The sequence below is a fragment of the Acinetobacter calcoaceticus genome, from assembly GCF_016508255.1.
Classification (GTDB): Bacteria; Pseudomonadota; Gammaproteobacteria; order Pseudomonadales; family Moraxellaceae; genus Acinetobacter; species Acinetobacter calcoaceticus_E.
In genome coordinates this window covers 234,601-257,105 of the sequence record NZ_JADVKT010000004.1, presented here as the reverse complement: position 1 = coordinate 257,105, position 22,505 = coordinate 234,601, and the positions used below count along the sequence as shown (strand labels likewise).

General features: G+C 35.3%; 19 protein-coding genes and 2 pseudogenes. 14 read left to right on the top strand and 7 right to left on the bottom strand.

Going from position 1 to position 22,505, the window contains the following annotated elements; genetic code table 11:
• Positions 1-8 precede the first annotated feature (8 nt).
• The 11 genes and pseudogenes from I5515_RS10610 (at position 9) to I5515_RS10560 (ending at position 12,249) form a co-directional block, all read left to right on the top strand.
• A complete protein-coding gene (locus tag I5515_RS10610) occupies positions 9-524 on the top strand; it encodes a disulfide bond formation protein B (protein ID WP_199966490.1) in 516 nt (171 codons plus the stop codon).
• 166 nt (positions 525-690) lie between these two features.
• Positions 691-4,026, top strand: coding sequence for a type VI secretion system Vgr family protein (locus I5515_RS10605; RefSeq protein ID WP_199966488.1), 3,336 nt, complete (start codon positions 691-693; stop codon positions 4,024-4,026).
• A complete protein-coding gene (locus I5515_RS10600) occupies positions 4,026-4,475 on the top strand; it encodes a hypothetical protein (RefSeq protein WP_199966485.1) in 450 nt (149 codons plus the stop codon). The genes I5515_RS10605 and I5515_RS10600 overlap by 1 nt, the downstream gene beginning before the upstream one ends.
• Complete coding sequence (locus tag I5515_RS10595) at positions 4,476-6,611, top strand: glycoside hydrolase family 73 protein (protein ID WP_199966483.1); 2,136 nt, start codon at positions 4,476-4,478, stop codon at positions 6,609-6,611.
• Positions 6,612-6,620: 9 nt separating this feature from the next.
• On the top strand, positions 6,621-7,145 hold the full coding sequence (locus tag I5515_RS10590) for a hypothetical protein (RefSeq protein ID WP_199966481.1): 525 nt from the start codon (positions 6,621-6,623) through the stop codon (positions 7,143-7,145).
• 531 nt (positions 7,146-7,676) lie between these two features.
• Positions 7,677-8,405: an RND transporter gene (locus tag I5515_RS10585; protein ID WP_199966479.1), complete on the top strand. Its 729-nt coding sequence runs from the start codon at positions 7,677-7,679 to the stop codon at positions 8,403-8,405.
• Positions 8,406-8,678: 273 nt separating this feature from the next.
• A pseudogene (locus tag I5515_RS10580) lies at positions 8,679-9,419 on the top strand (lysozyme inhibitor LprI family protein).
• Positions 9,420-9,521: 102 nt separating this feature from the next.
• Entirely contained in the window at positions 9,522-10,250 is a 729-nt protein-coding gene (locus I5515_RS10575; RefSeq protein WP_199966476.1) for an SH3 domain-containing protein, read from the top strand.
• 66 nt (positions 10,251-10,316) lie between these two features.
• On the top strand, positions 10,317-10,988 hold the full coding sequence (locus I5515_RS10570; protein ID WP_199966474.1) for a hypothetical protein: 672 nt from the start codon (positions 10,317-10,319) through the stop codon (positions 10,986-10,988).
• A 241-nt stretch (positions 10,989-11,229) separates the two neighbouring features.
• Positions 11,230-11,847 (top strand): hypothetical protein, encoded by a 618-nt coding sequence (locus I5515_RS10565; RefSeq protein WP_199966472.1) that lies wholly within the window; start codon positions 11,230-11,232, stop codon positions 11,845-11,847.
• Positions 11,848-11,892: 45 nt separating this feature from the next.
• Positions 11,893-12,249, top strand: coding sequence for a DUF5991 domain-containing protein (locus I5515_RS10560; RefSeq protein ID WP_199966470.1), 357 nt, complete (start codon positions 11,893-11,895; stop codon positions 12,247-12,249).
• A gap of 67 nt (positions 12,250-12,316) precedes the next feature.
• On the opposite strand, the gene I5515_RS10555 is transcribed toward I5515_RS10560, so the two are convergent.
• Positions 12,317-13,660, bottom strand: a complete 1,344-nt coding sequence (locus I5515_RS10555; protein ID WP_199966468.1) for a hypothetical protein — start codon at positions 13,658-13,660, stop codon at positions 12,317-12,319.
• Positions 13,661-13,870: 210 nt separating this feature from the next.
• Here I5515_RS10555 and I5515_RS10550 point away from each other — a divergent pair, with 210 nt between their 5' ends.
• Both I5515_RS10550 and parE read left to right on the top strand, forming a co-directional pair.
• Positions 13,871-14,452, top strand: a complete 582-nt coding sequence (locus I5515_RS10550; RefSeq protein ID WP_199966466.1) for a YqiA/YcfP family alpha/beta fold hydrolase — start codon at positions 13,871-13,873, stop codon at positions 14,450-14,452.
• A 14-nt stretch (positions 14,453-14,466) separates the two neighbouring features.
• Positions 14,467-16,350, top strand: a complete 1,884-nt coding sequence (parE, locus tag I5515_RS10545; protein ID WP_199966463.1) for a DNA topoisomerase IV subunit B — start codon at positions 14,467-14,469, stop codon at positions 16,348-16,350.
• Between the two features lie 136 nt (positions 16,351-16,486).
• Here the strand turns inward: parE and I5515_RS10540 are convergent, their stop codons facing one another.
• Both I5515_RS10540 and alc read right to left on the bottom strand, forming a co-directional pair.
• On the bottom strand, positions 16,487-16,990 hold the full coding sequence (locus tag I5515_RS10540) for an ureidoglycolate lyase (RefSeq protein WP_199966461.1): 504 nt from the start codon (positions 16,988-16,990) through the stop codon (positions 16,487-16,489).
• Positions 16,987-17,997, bottom strand: a complete 1,011-nt coding sequence (gene alc / locus I5515_RS10535) for an allantoicase (protein ID WP_199966459.1) — start codon at positions 17,995-17,997, stop codon at positions 16,987-16,989. Before alc ends, I5515_RS10540 begins: the two co-directional genes overlap by 4 nt.
• A gap of 199 nt (positions 17,998-18,196) precedes the next feature.
• On the opposite strand from alc, the gene hpxO reads away from it, so the two are divergent.
• Positions 18,197-19,354, top strand: coding sequence for an FAD-dependent urate hydroxylase HpxO (hpxO, locus tag I5515_RS10530; protein ID WP_199966457.1), 1,158 nt, complete (start codon positions 18,197-18,199; stop codon positions 19,352-19,354).
• Positions 19,355-19,407: 53 nt separating this feature from the next.
• Here hpxO and I5515_RS10525 read toward each other — a convergent pair whose 3' ends face one another.
• From I5515_RS10525 to uraD, 4 genes and pseudogenes are all read right to left on the bottom strand, one after another.
• Positions 19,408-20,133 (bottom strand): outer membrane protein OmpK, encoded by a 726-nt coding sequence (locus tag I5515_RS10525; protein WP_199966455.1) that lies wholly within the window; start codon positions 20,131-20,133, stop codon positions 19,408-19,410.
• Between the two features lie 122 nt (positions 20,134-20,255).
• Positions 20,256-21,623: pseudogene (locus I5515_RS10520) on the bottom strand (nucleobase:cation symporter-2 family protein).
• A gap of 25 nt (positions 21,624-21,648) precedes the next feature.
• Positions 21,649-21,972, bottom strand: coding sequence for a hydroxyisourate hydrolase (gene uraH / locus I5515_RS10515; RefSeq protein WP_199966453.1), 324 nt, complete (start codon positions 21,970-21,972; stop codon positions 21,649-21,651).
• Positions 21,969-22,472: a 2-oxo-4-hydroxy-4-carboxy-5-ureidoimidazoline decarboxylase gene (gene uraD, locus I5515_RS10510; RefSeq protein ID WP_199966680.1), complete on the bottom strand. Its 504-nt coding sequence runs from the start codon at positions 22,470-22,472 to the stop codon at positions 21,969-21,971. Before uraD ends, uraH begins: the two co-directional genes overlap by 4 nt.
• Positions 22,473-22,505: the final 33 nt, after the last annotated feature.

Genomic DNA, 22,505 nt, shown 5'->3' with positions numbered 1-22,505 from the left:
GGTTTTACATGCGATTAAGTTACCGTTTGGTGAGTGGACTGCTTGTTTTGGCAAGCATTATCGGCATGTCTTTTGCGTTGTATCTGGAACATGTAAAAGGTTTAGAGCCTTGTCCGCTCTGTATTTTTCAACGTGTTGGCTTAATGGCAATGGGCCTTGTCGCACTGATTGCATTTTTTCATAATCCAGTTTCTAACGCAGTTAAACGCTTTTATGCATTTTTGGCAGGCATCGCAATTTTATGGTCAGTGGGTGTGGCATCACGCCACGTTTGGTTGCAACATTTACCACCTGATCAAGTACCAAGCTGTGGTCCGGGTTTGAATTATTTAATTGATGCTTTACCAATGAAAACGGTTCTGCAAGAAGTATTGTCGGGTTCAGGTGAGTGTGCAGCAATTGATTGGACCTTTTTAGGCCAAGCTTTACCAGTGTGGTCATTGGTTTATTTCCTTTTGCTATTGCTGGTCTGTTTATGGCAGTTATTCCGTTTTTATCCAGTATTTAAGACTGCTAAAAAGTGAGTTTAATGTGATTAAAAAAAGCCCAACTTAAGTTGGGCTTTTTTTAATCATATTCGAATAAGTGAAAATATAAGAAAAATTGATAGAAACAACGCATAATTTTGTAGACAGATAGTTCTGTTTTTTATAAAGTGCAGTCGTTTATATATCCTCATGATTATAAAAAATGCTTTTTAATATATTTAGTGTGTTAGAAAAAATAGGGCTAAGTGCACAGAAACGTGCGATCCATGTGCAATTTTCTAATGAATTGCTCAATAACCAAGTTTTCTTGCAACGTATAGAAGGTCAACATCAGCTAAATGGGGGCATTGAAGCTGAGTTGATTTGCCTGTCGACCAATGCTCATATTGCATTAAAGCAGTTTATTGGAGTTCAGGTCGCTGTTGATCAGGTCACAGATTCGGGCCAATTGTTCCGAACAACGGGTATTGTGACTGAAGCCAGTTATGGACAAAGTGACGGTGCTTTAACGCTGTATAAGCTGACTTTAGAAGATGCGACAAATTTATGGCACAAACGCCGTAATAGTCGTGTTTTTATGAATAAAAGTATCGTAGAAATTACCGAAGTTCTATTTAAAGAATGGCAAGAAAAAAGCCCACTTTTTGCTGCGAGTTTAAGTCTTGATTTGGGTGGATTAAATCAAAACTATGATATCCGTCCTTTCGTCATGCAACACAATGAGTCCGACTATGACTTTCTCACGCGTCTATGGCGAAGCGAAGGTATTAGTTGGCTCATTGATGAATCAGAGCTTTTTGTTCCTCATTTTACCGCGCCAATACAAGCTCAAAAACTACGATTAATTGATGACAATAGCCAGTATCAGGCTTTAGCACGTCGTAGCATTCGCTATCACAGAAGTAGTGCAACAGAATATCAAGATAGCATTACTGGTTTTGTTGCAGTACGAAGTCTACAACCGACCGCGGTACATGTGCAGCGCTGGCAACCTGATGCCTTGTCACAAGAGGAAGGTAATGGTTCAGTTGCTACTACACATATACATTCAGATAACTTTGACTCAGCCACTTTAAGTCTTGAGCAAGCATGGCACGTAAGCCCCGCTTGGATGCAAGATTTAAAAGGGGAAGATCAGGCAACGGCTTCGGGTAGTGGTCAATTAGAAAAACTAAATCAGCATTTCACTGATATGCATGCGAGTCGGGCTAAATACTTTAAAGCCTATAGTAGTGTCCGCGATAGCCAAGTTGGCTATTGGTTTAATCTACGAGAGCATCCTGAAATTGATCAGCATGACGGGGCAGATCAAGAGTTCCTGATTATTACCAAAAATTTCTATAACCAAAATAATTTACCTAAAGATTTACATCAGCAAGTTAGCCAATTATTAACCCAAAGCCGTTGGGACGATCATGGTTACGACGACATTGAGCGTCAAGGTAATGAGCTGACCTTAATACGCCGTCAAATTAAGACTGCACCTGAATATAATCCAGAACAGCATCGCCCAATTGCCTACCCACAAAGAGCGAAAGTCGTGGGACCACAAGGAGAGACCATTCATGTCGATGAATGGGGGCGCATTAAAGTGCGTTTTCTATTTACCCGTAGTGATGATCATGGCCATGACGGTGGCGCAGGTAGCAATGACAATGATACCGACTCCGCTTGGGTGGATGTACTAACGCCTTGGGCTGGAGAAGGCTATGGAGCACGTTTCTTGCCACGTATTGGAGAGGTGGTTGTTATTGACTTCTTTGATGGCAATATTGACCGTCCATTTGTGACGGGACGTATCCATGAAGCGCAGCGCTCACCAACCAAGTTCGATGTAAAAGGACAACTTCCTGATACCAAGAAGTTAAGCGGTATCCGCAGTCAGGAAGTCAGTGGTAGCGGTTTTAACCAATTGCGATTTGATGACACAACAGGGCAAATCAGTACTCAACTACAAAGTAGCCATGCAGCAACACAACTAAATTTAGGTAATTTAAGCCATCCTAAAGAGCAGGCAACCAGTAATGGCCGAGGTGAAGGTTTTGAGCTTAGAACTGATGCTTGGGGAGCCGTGCGTGCGGGTAAAGGCATGCTCATTAGTACCTATGCACAAGAGCAAGCAATTGCAGACCATTTAGAGGCTGCACAAGCACAATCATTACTGTCACAAGGCTATGAAAGCATGAAAATGCTCAGTGAAGTTGCAGCCAAGCAACAAACTGATGCTTTGAATGTGATTAATCGCTTACCCAAATTTATCCAGTCGCTTGAGCTAAAAACCAAAGGACAGGCATTAAATAGTACGGTGAACCTGTTTAAAGAAGGGATTAATAACGATCCTATTCATGCATTAAAAGACTGCGGTGGCTTTATTCAAGACATTGGTGCACTAGGTGGAAATGCAAAAGGTGTTGTAGACGAATTTAATACTTTCTTTAGCGATGCTAAAGATGCAGTAGAGAATTTAAAAGCGTTCATCGAAAATGTTGAAGAACATGGCGCTGACATGGTTAAAGGTAAACTCGCCAGCATTAAAGACCGTATTCATAAAAATCCATTTGAAAGTATTAAAGAGGTTGGAAAAGTCTTAGGGAATGTGGAGACTAAAGACTTTGACATGATGAGTGTGTGTGGAACTTTTAGTAAAGGCAGTAAATTGGAAGTATCACCTTCAAAAGCATTGAGCTCTTTGCAAGGCTTTATGGAAGGTTATACCCAAGGTTTAGAAAGCAGTTCTGATACTAAACAGCAAGAACAAGGCAAAATTTTTAGACAAGCCCTGATGTTATTAGCATCGCCAAATGGCATTGCCTTGACGACACCTGAAAATATTATTTTGCAAGCGTCGCAAGATATTGCCGAAAGTGCTAGCGGTTCAATTAATTTGAGTGCACAAAAAAATATTATTGGGCACGCACAAGACAAAATCAGTTTGTTCGCCGCGCAAAAGGGTTTGCGTGCTTATGCAGCAAAAGGAAAGCTCGAACTACAAGCGCAAGATGATGCTATTGAAGCAATTGCCAAGAAGGTCATCAAGCTCATTTCTACTGAAGAAAAAATCGAGCTTACGAGTCCTAAAGAAATTGTATTAACCGCAGGTGGGTCACAGCTCAAAATTAATGCCAATGGTGTGTTTTCAACAACAGGCGGTAAGTTTGAAAGTAAAGCTGGGCAGCATTTGTTTACGAGTGGGGCAACAGTAAATGCTGAGTTGCCGAAAATGCCTGAGAGTGGAATGTACAGTAAGAGAATTGATTTAAAAAATCTTGTACCAGAAAATCTTTTGAATACAGAATTAAACTATAAAATTATTAATCAAACGAAAAAAGTAGAATATATTGGTGAATTAGATGAATTTAGAACAAATCGTTTATTTTCAGATGCTTCCGATCAAATAGAATTTAGATTTATTGACAGCGAAAATGGAGAAAATGGAACAATGTTTATAAGTTTATCGGATCCTGATGATGAGTTATTCAGTTGTTTAAATGAAATGGGCACTGAAGATGATATTGATGAAAATAATGGAGTTGAGTAATGAATAAGATAGTATCGATTTTATTATTTTTTATAGCTAGTTCTGCTTTAGCAGCTGAAAAATGTGATTATAAAGTTCAGTTTGATGATACGATTCCTGCAAATGTATCCTTCATAAAATTAGGGAAGGCTAAAAGCTATACGAAATTTGAAGTTAAGCCGGATTATTTTGAAACTACAGTACAGGATTGTGCTTTTAAAAATAATAAATATTATATTTTATCTAGTTCAATTACTCACCCTGCAAATACATTAGCTCAGTCAATATTGGTGGTAAGTATTTTTGATAAATTTGGAAACTTAAATGAACATAAATTTATAAATAAAAAATGGACTTGTGAAATAGATGATGGTTTTTATAAAAAAAATAATAAATTAGAAGTCCTTTATAGTTGTGCAGATAAGTCAGAAAATTTGAAGTATAATAAATATGCGGTTGAGGTAAAATAAATGGCTTATACATACGAGGATAAACTAAATTTTATTGCTTCAATCTATTGTTCTGTAAGGAGAATGGCATTTAAGAAGGATGTAAGTTGGGAAACTATATTAGCTCAAGCTGCTCAAGAAACTGGGTGGGGAGAAAAAATATTAATAGGTACAAATAATATATTTAATATAAAGGCCGATAGTAGGTGGAAGGGTCCTAAAAGTAAGCATTTAGTCTGGGAAGATAAACCTGATGGAACGCGTGTACAGGAATATCATGATTTTAGAAATTATAAAGATTTTGATGAAGCAGTTGAAGATAGGGTTAAATTTTTAGAAGAAAATCAAAGGTATCATAAGTTTTTCAGTAATGGGGTGAGAGGTATATTTGAAAGGGAAGCTCAAGCATTGGAAGATGCTGGATATGCTACACATAAGGAAAAAAATAAAGCTACAGGAAAATTTGAATTAGTATATGCAGATAAATTAATAGAGGTATTTAGAGGGCCTTCAATGAGAAAGGCTATAGCTAGAGGTGAATCTAGTGGACAATGCACTATTGTGAATGCTGTATTTTTGGATGATGATAATAGCAAAGAAGTAAATAAAGAAGTTGAAATCGTCATAGATGGAAATATCAAGATAACAAAAGTTACGGATAGTAATGCGATTATTAAGGGTATAGTTGTAAAGCCAAATGGAACTATTAGCTTTAAGAAAGATAATATCATTGTTCCAGCTAAAATTCCTTCAGCTAAAGCTCCTCTAAATATTAAAATTACTAAAGCATCAACCCCTGTAGCAGATAAATTAGACCAACACAATGGCAATCCTTCTAAGAGAGAAACTCCTGTAGAAAACTCAAGACAAACACAAACTTCTATACCAGCACCAAATGCTGATAATGGTCTGGCTTCTTTTAAAATAAAATTTGTAGAAAATGATACTAATAAAAGTATTGAAAATTTTTCGTATGGAATTTTTTACAAAAATAAGATGAAAGAACATGTTGCTGATAGTAGAGGTGAAGAGCAGATCCGTGCAGAATCTGGTGCAAAAATTACGATTTATGTTAAAGATTTTTCTGGGAAACTTAATCAAAAAATTGAAGAATTTAATGTTCAAGAGAATGTATTAAAAACCATTAAAATTCCAATTAGAGAAATAAAAGTGTTGATAATGGACCACTCTTCAACAAAGGCTATGGGAAATTATCATATTATTTCAGAATATAGGGGTTTAAAGAAAAATAAATATACACGAAATGATGGCAGAATCACTTTAAAGGGTTTAGCTGGCTTTGGAGTAAAATTAACTATACCCTCAGGTCAAGTCGTGTTACCGGAAACATATTTTGATAATAAAGTTTTATTTTATAAACGGGCTTTGTTTGAAAAATATGAACAGCCTGCTTTTGCAAAAACAACTCCACCATTAAAAGCAGATGGTGAAATTGTTGTTTCAAAAAATAAAACTGCACCAATAACGCAAAATGATGTACGTGGAAATAATGGGCATCCTATTAAATTAGTCAGTAAAGAAGGCACATTTGAAGTAGAGACTTACTTGGATACTACAAAAGCACTAGCATCGAATTTAAGTTATGAAATAGTTTATAAAGGACAATCTCGAGTCCATATAAGTGGAAGTACTGGGCGTAAATTACATAAATGTGAGATAAATCAAGAAATAAGTATAAAATATAAAAGTGGTAATAAAATATTAATTGAGAAGTATACTGTAATTGAAAATATGTCTCCTATTAAGATTTATATAACAAAATCTAAAGGAGGGTTTAATAAAGCAATTTTTGCCCAAACTTTAAGAGCAAACTCTACGGCAAAAAGCCGCGGGTTGTGTGCAATGTATGTCCGATTAGCTTTTGAAGCAGCTGGTGGAAAAGTTAATCCTAGACCTGCTTCTGCTTATCAGTATGTAAGAGTTATGCAGGATAATGAATTTAGAGAAGTAGATAAGGATGGATATACGCCACAAATTGGTGATATATATATAATTGATAGATTTGGTTCACATGTGCATGGGCATATTTCTGGTTATGATGGGTCACAATGGATTTCGGACTTTAGGCAAAATGGAATAAATATCTATAGAGGAAGGCCTACCATTAGTTATAGAATTTTTCGGTATTATGATTAGAGGATAAATATGCTTGCTGATATTAAAAAACTACTATATGTAATTTTTTTAACATTTTTTTGTTTTGGCTGCAATTCAAAACAATCTGTACAAGAGTCTAAGGAAAAATTGGATTCTATAAGTAAAGAGAGTACAAACCAAAAAGAAGTTGATATAGTATCTTTTGTTCTAAACTTTTATAAAATATATTCCCCTTATGATTTTGGACGAGATAACGAAAATAAATTGAGTGATTTTTTATCAAAAAATGGTGATGAATTTTTAACAAATAACTTGAAATCATTGATTTTGGAGGATATTAAATGTACAGAAGAGGGTTATGTATGTAACTTAGATATGGACCCATTTTATAATAGTCAGGATAAAATAATATTATCAAATGCCTTAAAAAAAAATGATAAAAGTGTAGATATTTTTTTTGATAATAAAAGTAAATTAACAATTTTATTGGATTGTAATAATAAATGTTTAATTTCAAATGTTATTTACCCTGATGGATCTAACTTGGAAGAAAAGTTAAAACAGAAAGATTAAATATAAATTGGAAACTAATTTTGGTATTAAAATAGTATTTTAATATTAAAATTTTTATTGGGTGAGTAATAACTCATAAATTTATAATAGAATTAATATTAATTAATGAAGTTACGATGATTAGGTTTTAGATAGTAAAGACAACTTATTTTTTAAAGATAAATAATTGTTATAGAACTCTTTCTAATATATTTATAACCTTTTCTATTTTCAATATCTGAGATAACCAGAGAGGTTTCAATTCTATAAAGAAGCCCAACAAAAGTTGGGCTTCTTTTACATCTTTACAATCCCTTCCAAATCTTTGAATGTATAGTTCTATTCATCAATTATGAGTTTGAATACCTTCTTGCACATAATCATGTACATGAGGAAACTGCTAACAAGTATTTTTTAGAAAAATTAAGTGGTACTGAATTTAAGAATACTTTAAAATAAAAAACATTGCTTTATATGAGTTCGTAATTATAAGCTTGAATAAATAATTGATTTAAATTCAATAATGTTATGTTAATAAATTGAGTGTATTAGATGTCTAGAAGTAAATTGTTTTTGATATTAGCTTTATTAATACCAAACCTTTCGCAGGCAAAAAATATTATTCTATATGATGATTCAAATAGTTTTATTTCTCAAGGATATAAAAGTATTAATGAACTTGGCCAATCTGTAAAAATAGATAAAGATTACGAAATTCAAACTAAAGAAAACTCTTTGAATTCTAGTGATAAAGATACTCATTCTTATAGTATTCTTTTGAAGAAAGGAAATAATATATATACTTTGGATAAAAATAAAATATCTGGTTTGAATAGATATGTTATTTCACCATATTTTGCAGACAATAATTTTATCGGTTTTACACAATACACGGGAAATGTATTAAGAGGCGATTTCTATATTATAAAGAAATTTTATATTTTTAATAAAAAAACAAAAGAAATTGCTGTTGTGAAACTAAATAATACAAGTGTTTCTCACAATAAAAATGGCAAATATGATTATAATTTTTTAGACCAAAATTATATAAAAAAAATTACTATGGATGATTCTTTAAATATGTATACTGTAAATTCGATATATGAGCAGAACAACCCTGCTGTTTGGGGAGTATTATCTAAAGAATTTAAACCTGGGTATAAAATTAATAATGGTTTTAAATTTAAGTTGACAAAAGATAATAAAATTAAATGTGAAGATTTAAAAGGTTCAACTCTAGAATGTAATGAAGGTTTTATGCAAATTCAGCAAATAAAGTAAACTTTTTAATATCTTATTCTAGTTTTTAGATTATGTTATTTTAATGAAGATTTACTTAATAAATATGAAGTCGAAATTTTGTGTAAGCTATCTTTTAAAAAATATTATCTTCATTCTTATAGAGTTTTAGATAATTTATTTTATAATTATAAAAAGCCTAATATATTTGGGCTTTTTATATGAATTATAATTTTATGAATTGTACTAGAGTTATTAAATTTTTAAGTAATAAATAGAAATTTACGTAATATTTTTTTATTGAAGGTGTGTATAGTGAGAACTAGTTTTATTAAATTTTATAATTTTTATTGGTTTTCAGCGTATGCATTTCCTCAACTGCTGCAGTTTATAAATCACAACCAATAGATGAGAAAACAATATATAGTAATAGTGAGCATGATCTGAATAGTATATATTCTGATATAAAAAGCTATATCAGTGATAATAAAAATGAAGTTAATTTTTTTATTGATAATCAACGTTCTTGGTTGAAAAGTAGAAATTTAAAATGTAATTTTAATGGGAAAGAAGTAAGTAATGAAAACTATAAATGTCTAAGTGATTTTAATAATTCTAAAATAAAAGATTTGAGAAAGTCATATTTGGACTTTGATAGTTTAGAAGGAAACCTAATAAAACCATTTAAATGTACAAATGGTATTGTGAAAGAGTTGGAAACAGGTGGATGTTATTGTAGTGAAATTACAATTAAGATTTTAAAAGACAAAATTTATATATATATATCAAGCTTGTGATCAAAGGTTAAAGGAGCCAAGTATATATAATATTGTTGGTAAGAAAAAAGATGAGTTTTCTGTAGAATATAAAATTGATACTAATAATAAAGTTCCAGAATTTAATTTGGCATTTGTTACTAATGGTAAAAATGTTTGGAATATAGGTTCCGAAAATCTTTAGAAAAGAAGATTTAATAAATTTAAATTTTATAATTAATTATACAACTGATGTGAATATAAAAGTAAGAAAAATGATTGTCATGATGATGAAGAGTAATCATGTATTATTGAGATTTTGGTTGTTTTTAATAATAGTAATATCACTTTGAAAGATGATATTATTATAAAAGAGAAAATTCAAAATAAAGAATGAGCTTAAATGAAACAATATCTTAAATTTATAGTTTTTACTTCTTTCATGATCGGATCTATTGAGGCTTCATATGCTGACTTTGGTTTTATTCAAGATAAGGATGGGTACGCGAATGTGAGGGAAAATTCAAGTTTAAATTCTAAAGTTACGTCCAAATTAAATAATAATGAAATTGTTTCTTGTGTGATGGATGAAGGGGCGAATAATTTTTGTTTAGTTAATGCAAGTAATGGTATAACTGGATTTGTTTATCAAAACAGAATAAATAATTTTAGTGGTTATACTTCTATTAAGCTATCTCAATATTCTAGAGTAAAAGCTGTTTATAGTGATAAAAATATAATAGTAGAAGTGTATGCAAAAAAAGCTATTTTAGATCCTAAACTTTATAAAACTTTTAAAGGTGAATATAAATATTTTAATGATAAAAAGTTCTTTGGTACAGATGGTAGTCTACCTGACAATAATTTTTTACAACTTGATAAAATTATTGTTAAAGAAAAAGATAACAGAATAGAAATTAGTAGAACTGAGCTTGAGCAATATTTTTTCCCTAAAGATGGTATCGATGAGGGCAAGAACGAGCTTGCTGACTTTAAAATATATTACTTAAATAATAACATTTTTATTTTAAATACTTTTAATGCTGGTGGTGCAGCAGCTTACAATATCGTTTTAAATGTAAAAAATGGGAAAATAGTTACTAATAAAGCTTGGAAAGTTGAAATTTTATAAAATTCATATAGTAAAGTTATGAATGGCTATAAATATTAATTTCATTAGTGATACGAGAAAATAAGAGTGATTTATAAAAAATTAAGTTTTGTATGTTTATTAGGTTTAAGCGTATGTGCTATTCAATATCTAATTGAAGGAGCTTATGCCAATTCTTTTGAAATACAGAAAGTAGATAATAATAAATCCATTGAATCTACTGTAAAAATTAGAAAAATAAAGAAGAGTTTAGATAATAAAATTTATTTATTATTAGACTCTGATGAAGGATGTATTATAAGTGAAAAAACTCTTAATAAAGATGTTGTAATTATTTATAAAGATGATGAAAAAATTAAATATGATGTCGTAACACCAGTATTGAAAAATGATGATTCTGATTGTGTTTCAAAATTAACTATTGTTACAGATGAGCCTAACTATTTTTATAATATTAATAAAAGAAGCAAGGATTTAGTTCGAGGCTATGGCTTTGAATTAAATAAGGATCAGATTTTATATAAAAATAATAAAATTAGAGGAGTTGATTTGATAGGGGATGGAATTCCTAACATTATAACTGAATGTTTTTCAAGTGAAGGTGCACATTTTAATATTTTTGGAGGGCACAACAATGAAGAAAAGTTGTTACATCGTTATACTTACCTAGATATGAACTTACAAGCATCATGCACTGAAAATGAAAAAATATATAGCAAAGGTTTGTTGGATTTAAGAAATAAATATAGAGAAAATTAATGAAATTTATCTGATAATTTAAATAATATAGACACTTTTAGTAATAAAAGTGCCTATATTGGTTTAATTGATTTTATAATACTTTTATTTGGATTGTTATTACACTTCTTCTGTAAATAATATTCATTCTAAAGTTGTTAAATCCATTTAATTTTTTATTTCCATAAAATTTAAAATCTAGAAGTTTTTAGACTTTATTTAAACTGATGTATTGGTTGAAAAAATATATAGAGACTATACAATGATGAGCAGATTATTTCTTGTATTTTTAATTAGTTTAATGTATGCATGTACAACTGAAGCGGATCAGCCTAAATCAAGTAACACAAAATTTTATTTTTCATATCGAATCTGTGAAAAGTCAGGAAAGTGTAAGAATTTTACACCTACAAAAAAGATGGATAATTATCTCTTTAAAAGACTTGATCCTGCATATGATGAATTTTATATAAAAGATAATAATGGTAATTTTACTTTATATTATAAAAATGTTTATAGTGAAGATGTTCAAGTTGGATGGGCAGAAGCTAAAGTGGATAAAAATAATAGTAGTGAGTTGAGTTTAAATATTGATAAAGTTAACCTAGCTTTGGGTGGGATTGATTTTATAAAGAATGGATATGCAACTAAACAAGCTGAATCAAAGAATTTTAAATCGGGGATCTATTATTTAGCTGATAATTATACGGGTGCTCCATATTATCAAAAGCAAAAAATAGTTTTTAAGAAAAATGCTGGAGATTTAGTATTAGACTGTAATGGTTATTTGAATAATCCCTCTGTAAATAATGAGTCTTATGGAATTTTTTATGGGGTATGTTCCGAGGGTGAAAAAGTATATTTTAAACAGGTAAACTGAGTTTAGGTATAATATTTTTAAATTTATTAGTAATTCTTGAGTTACATGAAAAAACTTGTTTTTTTATTATTGCTGGCTCTTTCTGCTAACACATTTGCAAATGTAGATAAGTGGAATGGTACTTATCATTATTATAGTTCAGAAGAACTAGCAGGTGGAAATGTTGCGACCATAGAATCCGTTTTAACACTAACACCCAAAAAGTGTGAGTATTCTACTACTGGCTTTCAGGTTGACAAATCTTATATATGCAAAGTGAAAGAGAAAAATAACGAACTATATTTCTTTAAAGTTCAAAGTGGTGAAAAGTTAGGAAAAGTAGTCTTTAAGAAAGGAAAATACTATCTTTATTCTGATGAAGTTTTAGATAGTAAAGACAACTTATTTTTTAAAGATAAATAATAGTTATAGAGCTCTTTTTAAAATATTTCAGATTCTATAAAAAAGCCCAACATAAGTTGGGCCTTTTTTACGTCTCTACAATTCCTTCCAAATCTTCGAGCGTATAGTTCGGCATATCAATAATATGGGTTTGAATACCTTCTTGCACATAATCATTAGCATGAGGATATAACCAGCGCGTGATCTGTTCGGCAACACTTGAGTGGTATTGAATTTCAAAGTGATTTAAGCCATAAAACACGGCTTTATGTGAGTCTGGAACTTTAAGCTGAAAACGTGGGTTAGGGTGTTCGCCTAACGCGCTTTTCACACTCACCAAGTAATCGCCAATCACGGTAAGTGCTTTATTACGCACTTTTTCAAATTCGAGTGTGCCTGCCACTAAAAAGGTATTGATATGGGACGGCAGAGGAGCCGGAGCGCGGTTATCATCCATCATGCCAATACGTGCATCCATATATTCCCAGTCGTCGTCACGAACGCTGCCGTGGCGTAAGTCTAAAATACCGTTACTACGAATATTGACTAGCTGGCCAAGTAAGCCTACGAAAGGGAATGCACCTAGTTTATCCTGAATGGTAAAGCCAAAGCGCTCCAAGACCGCACCATGATGTGGAGAACCAATACATACTAGATTTTCGACCATATGAATCCATTGATACATATTTTGTTTGCCATAAAACAAGGCGCTACGGGAAACTAGCCCACCCATGCTATGGCCAATGATATCAATACTGGTAATTCTTGGATTATGTTTTACAAGATCTTCTAACAAATTTGAAAAACTACGGCCATTGGCTGAAATGCGGCGACCTGTATTGTAATTTAAATATAGCATCGTGTTATGGTCACGTTGGGCTAATAGGCGCTCTCCAATACCACCATAATGGGCGTTTGACCAAGTAAGGTGGTTCATGCATAAACCATGAACCAAAATGACAATACGACCTGCAAGTTCCCCTTGCTGTATGGCACCGTAGTGATCGTATAGCACTATTGGTAAAGCAAGGGGGCTATGTTGTTTAAGTAGGTAATCCCCAAAAATACCATTCAAAATTCCCACCAAAAAATGTAGGCTTGGGGTAAGTGGTTTTTCGTGAAGTGTTGGATATTTTTCAATAATACGACGCAAACCAGGTGCTAAAAAATAACGACCATATTTTTGTAAAGCGCCATAAGAAAATTGATATGCTTTTTGAACAAATGGTCGTTTTTGAAAGTTTTTAGCATTTTGTGTGCTAATACCAAAAGCATTTTTTAATACTTCAATATTAATAACTTGTATTAATTCATGTACACCATTTAAGCTGGTGCTGAACAGTTGAGCTAAACCTTCTAGTACGTCTGCCTGACTAGGTGGCGTACGATCCCATTTACAATAAGTTTCATGTAGTGGTGTTAAGCTCGGCATATCTTTTCCCCATATACGTTATAACCGACGTTTTAAGCTGTACTTTTTATCAACGGTAGTAAACGTTTCCATCTTAGTAGTTTAAATAACACATTTTTTTAAAATACTGATGAATGGTTAGTTGAATGGTTTTTCTTGTCTGACAATAGCGCTTTTCTATACAAACTGAGAACAAAATTGTGAAATTTGTCTCAATTTAGAGGGGAATATATGAATATTATCTACCTCCATGGTTTTAATAGTAGCTCTCTTTCGATTAAAGGATTGAGCTTAAGGCAGTATTGTAGCGAATTAGGGATTAATGTGCATTTGCCAAACCTAAATAGATCTCCAGATCAGGTGGTTAAGCAAGTTTCAGAGCTTATTGAAAGTTTGGATGAAGTTGCACTTGTTGGGAGTAGTTTAGGTGGGTTTTTTGCGACATATTTTGTCGCGAAATATAATATTCCTGCTGTACTGATTAATCCGGCTATGCAACCATGGAAGTTGTTTGATGAGTTATTTCAAGTTGAAAGCATGCCCTATGTGGTGAATGATCAATGGTCAATTGATCATATTCAGTTACGCCAGTTACAACAACTGGAACTGAAACAACCTGAAAATGCTGACAAAATACTCGTCTTGTTGCAACAAGGCGACGAAATTTTGGATTATCGTCAAGCACAACGCTATTATAGTGCTACAACTCCATCCTCATTGATTTTGACGGATGCTCATGGCAATCATGCTATGGAAGATTTTGAAGAAAAATTACCGTTAGTGATCGAATTCTTTGCGCACACCATCAAATAAGGAAAACGTACAACGTGACACAATATACGGCTCAATCGCTTGAAGTCCTTTCCGGTTTAGATCCTGTTCGTCGTCGTCCAGGTATGTATACCGATACGACTCGACCTAACCATTTAGCTCAGGAAGTTATTGATAATGCTGTTGATGAAGCATTAGCGGGTCATGCCGACAAAATATGTGTCACGGTTTATAAAGATGGGTCATTGTCGGTTGAAGATAACGGCCGTGGTATGCCAGTCGATATTCATCCTGAATATGGACAAAGTGGTATCGAAATTATTCTGACCAAGCTCCATGCTGGCGGCAAATTCAGTACCGACAACTATCAGTTTTCTGGTGGTTTGCATGGGGTGGGAATTTCAGTTGTAAACGCTTTATCAACACGTGTTGAGGTCGAAGTTCAACGTCAGGGTAACTTATACCAGATGGCATTTGAACAAGGTGAGCCAGTTGCTCCTTTAGCTGTGCTAGAAGGTAAAGCACCAAAACGTGCGACAGGTACAACGGTACATTTTTGGCCAGAAACGAAATATTTTGATAGCCCAAAATTTGCTTTAAAAGCCCTCAAACATAATTTAAAAGCCAAAGCTGTTTTAGCCGCTGGTTTAAAAATTATTTATATCGATCAAATTAACGATGAAAAAATCGAATGGCAATTTGAAAATGGCCTCGTCGACTATTTGATGGATGAATTACAAGACCGTGAAATCTTACCAAACCCTGCGTTTGTGAGCAGTGGACAGGCAGATCGTGCGGCATGCGAGTTTGCGATTTGCTGGAATGTCGAAGGCGGTGAGCAGGTTCAAGAAAGTTATGTCAACCTGATTCCAACTGCACAAGGTGGTACCCATGTGAACGGTCTGCGTTCAGGGGTAACCGAAGCATTACGTGAGTTCTGTGAGCTACGTAACTTGTTACCACGTAATCTCAAACTATCAGCAGAAGATGTTTGGGACGGCGTGAACTATATTTTGTCACTCAAGTTCCAAGAACCACAGTTTTCAGGTCAAACCAAAGAGCGTCTTTCTAGTCGAGAAGCATCTAATATTGTTTTAAATATTGCTAAAGATGCGTTTTCACTTTGGTTAAATCAACATGCTGAAATTGCGATGCAACTGGCAGAAATGGCGATTTCTAAAGCAGGTCGTCGTTTAAAAGCGGCTAAAAAAGTTGAGCGTAAAAAGATTGTTTCTGGCCCTGCATTGCCAGGTAAATTGGCCGACTGTGTTGGGCAAACTCGTGAAGACACAGAGCTATTCATTGTCGAGGGTGACTCGGCTGGTGGTAGTGCCAAGCAAGCGCGTGATAAAAACTTTCAGGCCATCATGCCAATTCGTGGAAAAATCTTAAATACGTGGGAAGTTTCTTCGGATGAAGTTTTGGCTTCTCAAGAGGTTCACGATATTGCGATTGCCATTGGCGTAGACCCAGGTAGTGATGATTTATCAGAGCTGCGTTACGGCAAAATCTGTATTTTGGCCGATGCTGACTCGGATGGTTTACATATTGCGACTTTGCTATGCGCATTATTCGTTAAACACTTTCCTTCATTGGTTGAAGAAGGCCATTTGTTTGTAGCAATGCCACCATTGTTCCGTATCGACATTGGTAAAGATGTCCATTACGCGCTTGATGATGATGAGCTTGAAGTCATCTTGAAAAATGTGAAAGGCAATCGTAATCCGCAAATTACCCGATTCAAAGGACTGGGGGAAATGAATGCAATTCAGCTACGTGAAACGACCATGGATCCAAATACACGTCGCTTGGTTCAATTAGATCTTGATGATGCTCATTTTACGGCAGGCTTGCTCGACAAATTACTTGCAAAAAAACGTTCGGCAGATCGTAAGCAGTGGCTTGAGCAGAAAGGTAACTTAGCCGATATCACTGTTTAAAAAGAATTAAAAAAATCCCCGCTCAATAGGCGGGGATTTTTTTATATAAACCTAAATTGTTGGAAATCACTGCAACGTTTGTTGCTATTGGTGTTGTGACCATTAAATCAAAATATACAGATCTGTATATTTTGATTTAGACCATAATTTTTATAGCATGTGGAAATTGAAAAATATCACAATTTGCTCCACCTCCAATTCGATCAACTACCACAAAATCACTAGGTGCCTCAAAGGTAAGCAAAGGATGGTGCCATGTACCTGCCCGATAATTGATACTTTGCTTCCCATTTGAAACAAAAGCACATAGCTTTGAAATATCGGGAGTGTGGTCATCTAAAGAGGGTGCCACAATAATTAAAAACTTTTGTTGCTGTAATGGAATAAATGCCTGAGAACCTTTTGGATGTCGCTCTAGCATTGAAATTTCCAGAGGTAACACGCTGGCTTTAATATTCCGGAAAATACTAATACCTGCCTTTGCTTCCCCTTCAATTTCAGTTTCACCGAGCGCATGGTAGCGCTCGGTGTGGGCATCATTAATATGAAAAAAGTCATGCCCGTCACAGCAAACGACTTCTCCGAAGGGCTGAAAGTTTTCAATCGTTAAGGGCTGAATTTGGACTTTATTCATCATCATGATTTAGCAATTTTCCCCCATAAACGGACACGGCTAATGCCACCATCTGGAATCATGTTAATACGAATATGCGAGATTTTTTCATGCTGTAAAATCTCGTTCACATATTCATGAATATGGTCCATTTGCATAGGCTGTGCTTCAAGCAAGTAGGACCAAAACATACTTTGTGGAATGAGCTGTGCATCGGTTGCATTTTCAAGGTAAACCGCCTGAATGGATACTTGAGCAGGGAAGTTTCCTTTAAAGTGAGCCGTATCGATTTCAAGCTTTTCAATTTTGCCGCTTTTACCCAACGCAAGAATACACCAGTCATAACCCGGTGCGCGACGGCGTTTGGTTTCCCATCCATCGCCCATGTTGATTCCGCGGCCAGGATTGATCAAATTACGTGGATGTCCAAAATGAGCATCGCTATAGGCAACTACACGGCCACCATTTTCTAGGGCTAATAAATCGAGAGTTTGCTCGCTGTCAGTTACCTGAATATGAACGTCTCCATAAACACGCAAACGGGCAATACCACCATCTGGGAAAATATTGAGGCGTATATGGGTGAAAAGTGCATCATTATCGACCATAAAAATATGATGCTGGCTTGGTCCGAGTTCAGTATTTCCTAAAAGACCCTGCCATTTTGCCCCTGCAAGGTCACCATTTGGTGCATAGCATGCTTCTAATGATGCAGAAGCAGGATAATTTCCTGTAAAAAAGCTGGTATCGATATCAAGTGCACTGATTTTTCCACTTACACCAAGCTTCACAATACACCAGTCATAGCCTGCGTGACGCTTACGGCGCGTTTCCCAACCGTCCATCCATTTGCCGTTGTCATCAAATTTATCTTCAACAAAAACAGGTGCTTCAAATTGCAGCATACGCTTTGCTTCTGCAAAGAAATCATCTGAACACTCAATGACTTGTGCACCAATTCGGGCATCTGCCAAATTGGTTTTTGTATTCAAAATTTCAGGAAGTTCAAAAGCTGGAGCGTGCAATGTTGCCATAGTGGATTATCCGTATTTCTTGTTAAAAACATGATTTTTCATTTAAAACTGCGCCAACACGCAGCGCGCTGAGACGAGTTTTACACGTAAATATATAAGCATGGTGCATGCCAGTTTTATATAAAAGCTAAATAAGTTTTGAAGGATGGCATGTTTTTAGCATAAGCACCCTATAGGTGAATATCTATAGGAGAGTGTTATGAATGTGGTGATTATTGGTGCGGGAATGGGAGGTCTAACCACAGGCATTGCATTAAAAAAATTTGGTCACCAAGTTCGCATTTTTGAGCAAACTGAAAAGATTCTTCCAGTTGGCGCTGCAATTTCACTGTGGTCGAATGGTGTGAAATGTCTAAACTATCTGGGATTAACTGACAAAATCGCCAAACTTGGTGGACAAATGGATGATTTGGCCTATGTGGATGGTCTAACTGGAGATGTGATGACACAATTCAGTTTACTACCATTAATTGAAGAAGTAGGCCAACGACCATATCCAGTTGCACGTGCCGATTTACAAAATATGCTGATGGATGAATTTGGCAGAGATCAGATTTATTTAGGCAAAAAAATGGTACGTCTTGAAGACAAAGCTGATTTTGTTGAGGTCCATTTTGCAGATGGCAGTTCAACGCAGGCTGATCTATTAATTGGGGCTGACGGTACCCACTCACTTACACGGACCTATGTGTTAGGCCAGCAAGTACAGCGCCGTTATGCGGGTTATGTGAACTGGAATGGCTTGGTTGAAATATCTGAAGATTTAGCTCCAGCTCAGCAATGGACGACTTATGTGGGGGAAGGTAAGCGTGCATCGCTGATGCCAGTTGCAGATGGGAAGTTCTATTTCTTTTTAGATGTGCCTTTACAAGCAGGATTAGAAAACAATCGAGACAAATATAAAAAATTTTTAAAACAATACTTTGCTGATTGGTGCCAGCCAGTACAACAACTCATTGAGCGCTTAGACCCGCAAAAGACCAATCGGGTAGAAATCCATGATATTGAACCTTTCACTGAGTTTTATAAAGGTCGTGTAGTGATTTTAGGCGATGCTGCTCATAGCACCACACCTGATATTGGACAAGGCGGTTGCCAAGCGATGGAAGATGCGATTTATTTAGCACGTTCTCTGCAAATTAACACTTTGGGGCTAGAGGACGCTTTACGTCGCTATCAAAACAAACGTAATGAACGTGCAAATGAATTGGTTCTTAGGGCACGCAAACGTTGTGATGTAACGCATATGAAAGATGAAACAGTTACACAGGCTTGGTATGAAGAATTACGCCGTGAGCAAGGCGGACATATTATGCAAGGTATTATTAGTAATATCGTGGGTAATCCACTCGATTAAAACAAAAACAGCAAGGAGTTTTCCTTGCTGTTTCATGCTTCTAAATAAAAACTTTAGAAGTGGTATTTAACCAATGCACTGACGTTATTTTCGTCTCGGCCTTGCAGACCAAATTTATTGTTCCATATAGAGTGTTCGATACCGAGGTATAGACGTGTGTCAGGAGAAATGTGTTTACCCACATTCCATTTCCATTGTGTTGTCCAATTCATTTCGCTGGCATGGTCACCCTCAGAAGTTGACCAATCAAGGAAACCATCTACCAAGAATTCTTCAGACGCAATATTAAATGGAATTCCATAGACGAATGTCATTTGATAATCGTCATCAGTTTTCTCATTGCTTGCGCGGTAGAAGTTTAAATTCGCATATTTAAAATATGGAATGTCTAAATCGACAGCAAAACCATATAAGAAGTTATCGAAATTATTACCGTTCTCGCTATTACTTTCCCACGTGGTACTAATTAACACATCTTTGATTGGGCCATACGCCAATTTTTTGCCAGATATTTCGCCTAAGCTTAAACGTGGCGATAACTCAAAATAAGTGCTTTTGTGATCGTTTTCGCCGCGCATGCGGTCCATAAAGAAAAACACATCAGCATATTTAACTTTTGCTGCATATTCCAATGTAATGGTGGTTTCTTTTGCGTCTACAACTTCATAGTTTTCACCATAAAGACCGGTTACGCTAAAATCTTGCCAGATTGGTTTTGCCTGAACCATGGCAGTTGTAGATAACAAGGTACAAGTCGCCGCCAGTTGCTTTAATCGCATTTAAATGATCTCCCCTCAAATAAAGCACGCTAAGGATACAGAGTCTTAAGCAAAAATGAAGCCAAATTTGATCAACGGTTAAAAAAAAAGCCCACCGAAGTGGGACTCTAAAAAGTAATTCATCAATGTGTATTTCGGGTGTTTACAGTTCGGTTCAAATGAGGGGTAGTTGAGCTACGAAAAGAAGGAAAATGATTAAATAATAAATTCAATAAGATAGCAAAGATGCAAGTTGAACTAATACCCGAATGAAATAAAGTTTGTACCCAAACTGGAAAATGAGCATAAAATTCATGGTTAATAATTGGAATCATTCCTGCCGATAAAGCAGTCGCGACAATGATTAAATTTTTCTGATCGGTATAATTAATTTTTGCCAAAGTACGAATTCCGCTCGCCGCAACAGACCCAAACAAGACCAAACCTGCACCGCCAAGTACAGGCATAGGAATTGCTGCAATCAAACGGCCCATAATGGGTAACAGCCCTAAAACAATCAGAATGAATCCGCCTGCTGCCACCACAAACCGACTTTTTATGCCTGTAATTGCAACCAAGCCAACATTTTGTGCAAAAGCACTTTGCATGAATGAACCAAAGATAGGGGCAAAAGCACTTGAAAACATGTCGGCACGAACACCATTGGCGATACGTTTTGCATCGACTTCAGTTCCAACAATGTCTCCTACAGCAATAATATCGGCCGTGGTTTCCGTCATAATGACTAAGGTAACAATAAGCATTGATAAGATCGCACTGAGCTCGAAAGTTGGCAGACCAAATGCAAATAAATGTGGAAATTGTAGCCATGCACCTGAGCTGACCTGACTAAAATCCCCAAAGCCCATGAAGTAGGCGAGTGTAGTACCAGCAACAATAGCCAATAAAATAGATAAGCGACGAATGCTTGCTTGTGGCAGCATGTTTAAAACAATCACAATGCCTAAGGTCAGTAAGGCCAAAGAGATATTTTCTACGCTACCCCAGTCGGGTGCTTTATCGTTGCCACCCATCATTCAGCGAATTGCAACGGGTAACAAAGATAAACCAATAATCGTGATGACACATCCCGTCACAACTGGTGGGAAAAATCGAATAATTTTTGAGAAATAAGGCGCAAGGCATAGTCCAATCAGAGACGCGACAATTACTGCACCATATACAGCAGATAGACCACCACCAGTGGTGATAATTGCGACCATGGTTGCAACACCTGCAAAAGAGACCCCCTGAACTAAAGGCAACTTTGCACCTAGATATTTAGTTCCAATTGTTTGGATGAGTGTTGCCAATCCACCTACAAATAGGGCAGCCGCAATGAGCATTCCGACTTGTGCTGCACTTAACCCTGCCGATGTTCCAATAATCAGTGGCGGAGCCACAATGCCGCCATACATGGTAAGCACATGCTGTAAGCCGTAGGCGAAACTTTTGGATATTCCTAAATATTCATGCTCTGGAGAAATTGCATTTTTTTGTCGATGATTCATATTTTTCTCCTATTTATATTTTGAGTTAGCTGCCGCGATAAGTGGAGTAAGCAAATGGGCTAATCAGTAAGGGGATGTGGTAATGCTGATTAATGTCTTCTATAAAAAATTGAATACAAACACGTGGAAAAAAGGTTTTGATTTGTTGCGATGAAAAATAAGCTGCAATTTCAAATTCAAGTTGATAAGCGCCTTCACCCAAGTCTTTTATTCCAAAATCACTCACTCGCCCATCTTGATTAGTGGTTGCTGTAGCAATTAATTCATGAGTTACAGCGTGAAATAACTTTACTTCCACCTGTGCAGCTGGTTTACCTAAACTTGTATCTAAAATATGAGTACTGATCATGCTTGTATTTCCTGAGACAGACGTAATAGGGCAATTGCTGCAAGTTGCTCGTGTACAATAATTTTTTCTATAGCCAAGTCATTTTCCAGACGTTCATGTAGTTTTTTTAAAATCTCGTTGCTACTTAGTCCTGCTGCTTTAATTAAAAAAATAAAACCAAACTTTTGTTCATAATCGAGGTTGCCTTGTAGCAAAGCTTGTTGTGTTTGTTCATCTAACGAAATGCCGGCTTGTTCTTGAGCTGAAAAGTCTTGCTCTTTTGCATTGAGTTGCTTTTGTGCCTGTCGTTCACCAATTTTTGGATGGGTTGCTAAAGCAGTTTCGATGTCTTGCCATGACCACATTTGGCTTAATTGCTCTGCATATTCCAAAAGAGTTTCTTTTGATGAGTAAGGGCATTGTCTAATAAGTTTTTCGGCCCAAGCTGGAATGTGGACACAGTTTTTTAACAGCGTCTGGAGTTGGTTTGGTGGGGCTTGGTTAAACTCGGCTAAAAACACTGTTATTCCTAAACTCATTGTTGTCATATAGAG

Coding starts and splice junctions, on each gene's coding strand:
- uraH (WP_199966453.1), bottom strand. CDS start 21,972: ATGATCAGTACTCATATTTTAGATACAAGTTTAGGTAAACCAGCTGCA.
- I5515_RS10555 (WP_199966468.1), bottom strand. CDS start 13,660: ATGCCGAGCTTAACACCACTACATGAAACTTATTGTAAATGGGATCGT.
- hpxO (WP_199966457.1), top strand. CDS start 18,197: ATGAATGTGGTGATTATTGGTGCGGGAATGGGAGGTCTAACCACAGGC.
- I5515_RS10610 (WP_199966490.1), top strand. CDS start 9: ATGCGATTAAGTTACCGTTTGGTGAGTGGACTGCTTGTTTTGGCAAGC.
- I5515_RS10590 (WP_199966481.1), top strand. CDS start 6,621: ATGCTTGCTGATATTAAAAAACTACTATATGTAATTTTTTTAACATTT.
- alc (WP_199966459.1), bottom strand. CDS start 17,997: ATGGCAACATTGCACGCTCCAGCTTTTGAACTTCCTGAAATTTTGAAT.
- I5515_RS10565 (WP_199966472.1), top strand. CDS start 11,230: ATGATGAGCAGATTATTTCTTGTATTTTTAATTAGTTTAATGTATGCA.
- I5515_RS10605 (WP_199966488.1), top strand. CDS start 691: ATGCTTTTTAATATATTTAGTGTGTTAGAAAAAATAGGGCTAAGTGCA.
- I5515_RS10575 (WP_199966476.1), top strand. CDS start 9,522: ATGAAACAATATCTTAAATTTATAGTTTTTACTTCTTTCATGATCGGA.
- I5515_RS10560 (WP_199966470.1), top strand. CDS start 11,893: ATGAAAAAACTTGTTTTTTTATTATTGCTGGCTCTTTCTGCTAACACA.
- I5515_RS10595 (WP_199966483.1), top strand. CDS start 4,476: ATGGCTTATACATACGAGGATAAACTAAATTTTATTGCTTCAATCTAT.
- I5515_RS10585 (WP_199966479.1), top strand. CDS start 7,677: ATGTCTAGAAGTAAATTGTTTTTGATATTAGCTTTATTAATACCAAAC.
- I5515_RS10525 (WP_199966455.1), bottom strand. CDS start 20,133: ATGCGATTAAAGCAACTGGCGGCGACTTGTACCTTGTTATCTACAACT.
- I5515_RS10540 (WP_199966461.1), bottom strand. CDS start 16,990: ATGATGATGAATAAAGTCCAAATTCAGCCCTTAACGATTGAAAACTTT.
- I5515_RS10600 (WP_199966485.1), top strand. CDS start 4,026: ATGAATAAGATAGTATCGATTTTATTATTTTTTATAGCTAGTTCTGCT.
- I5515_RS10550 (WP_199966466.1), top strand. CDS start 13,871: ATGAATATTATCTACCTCCATGGTTTTAATAGTAGCTCTCTTTCGATT.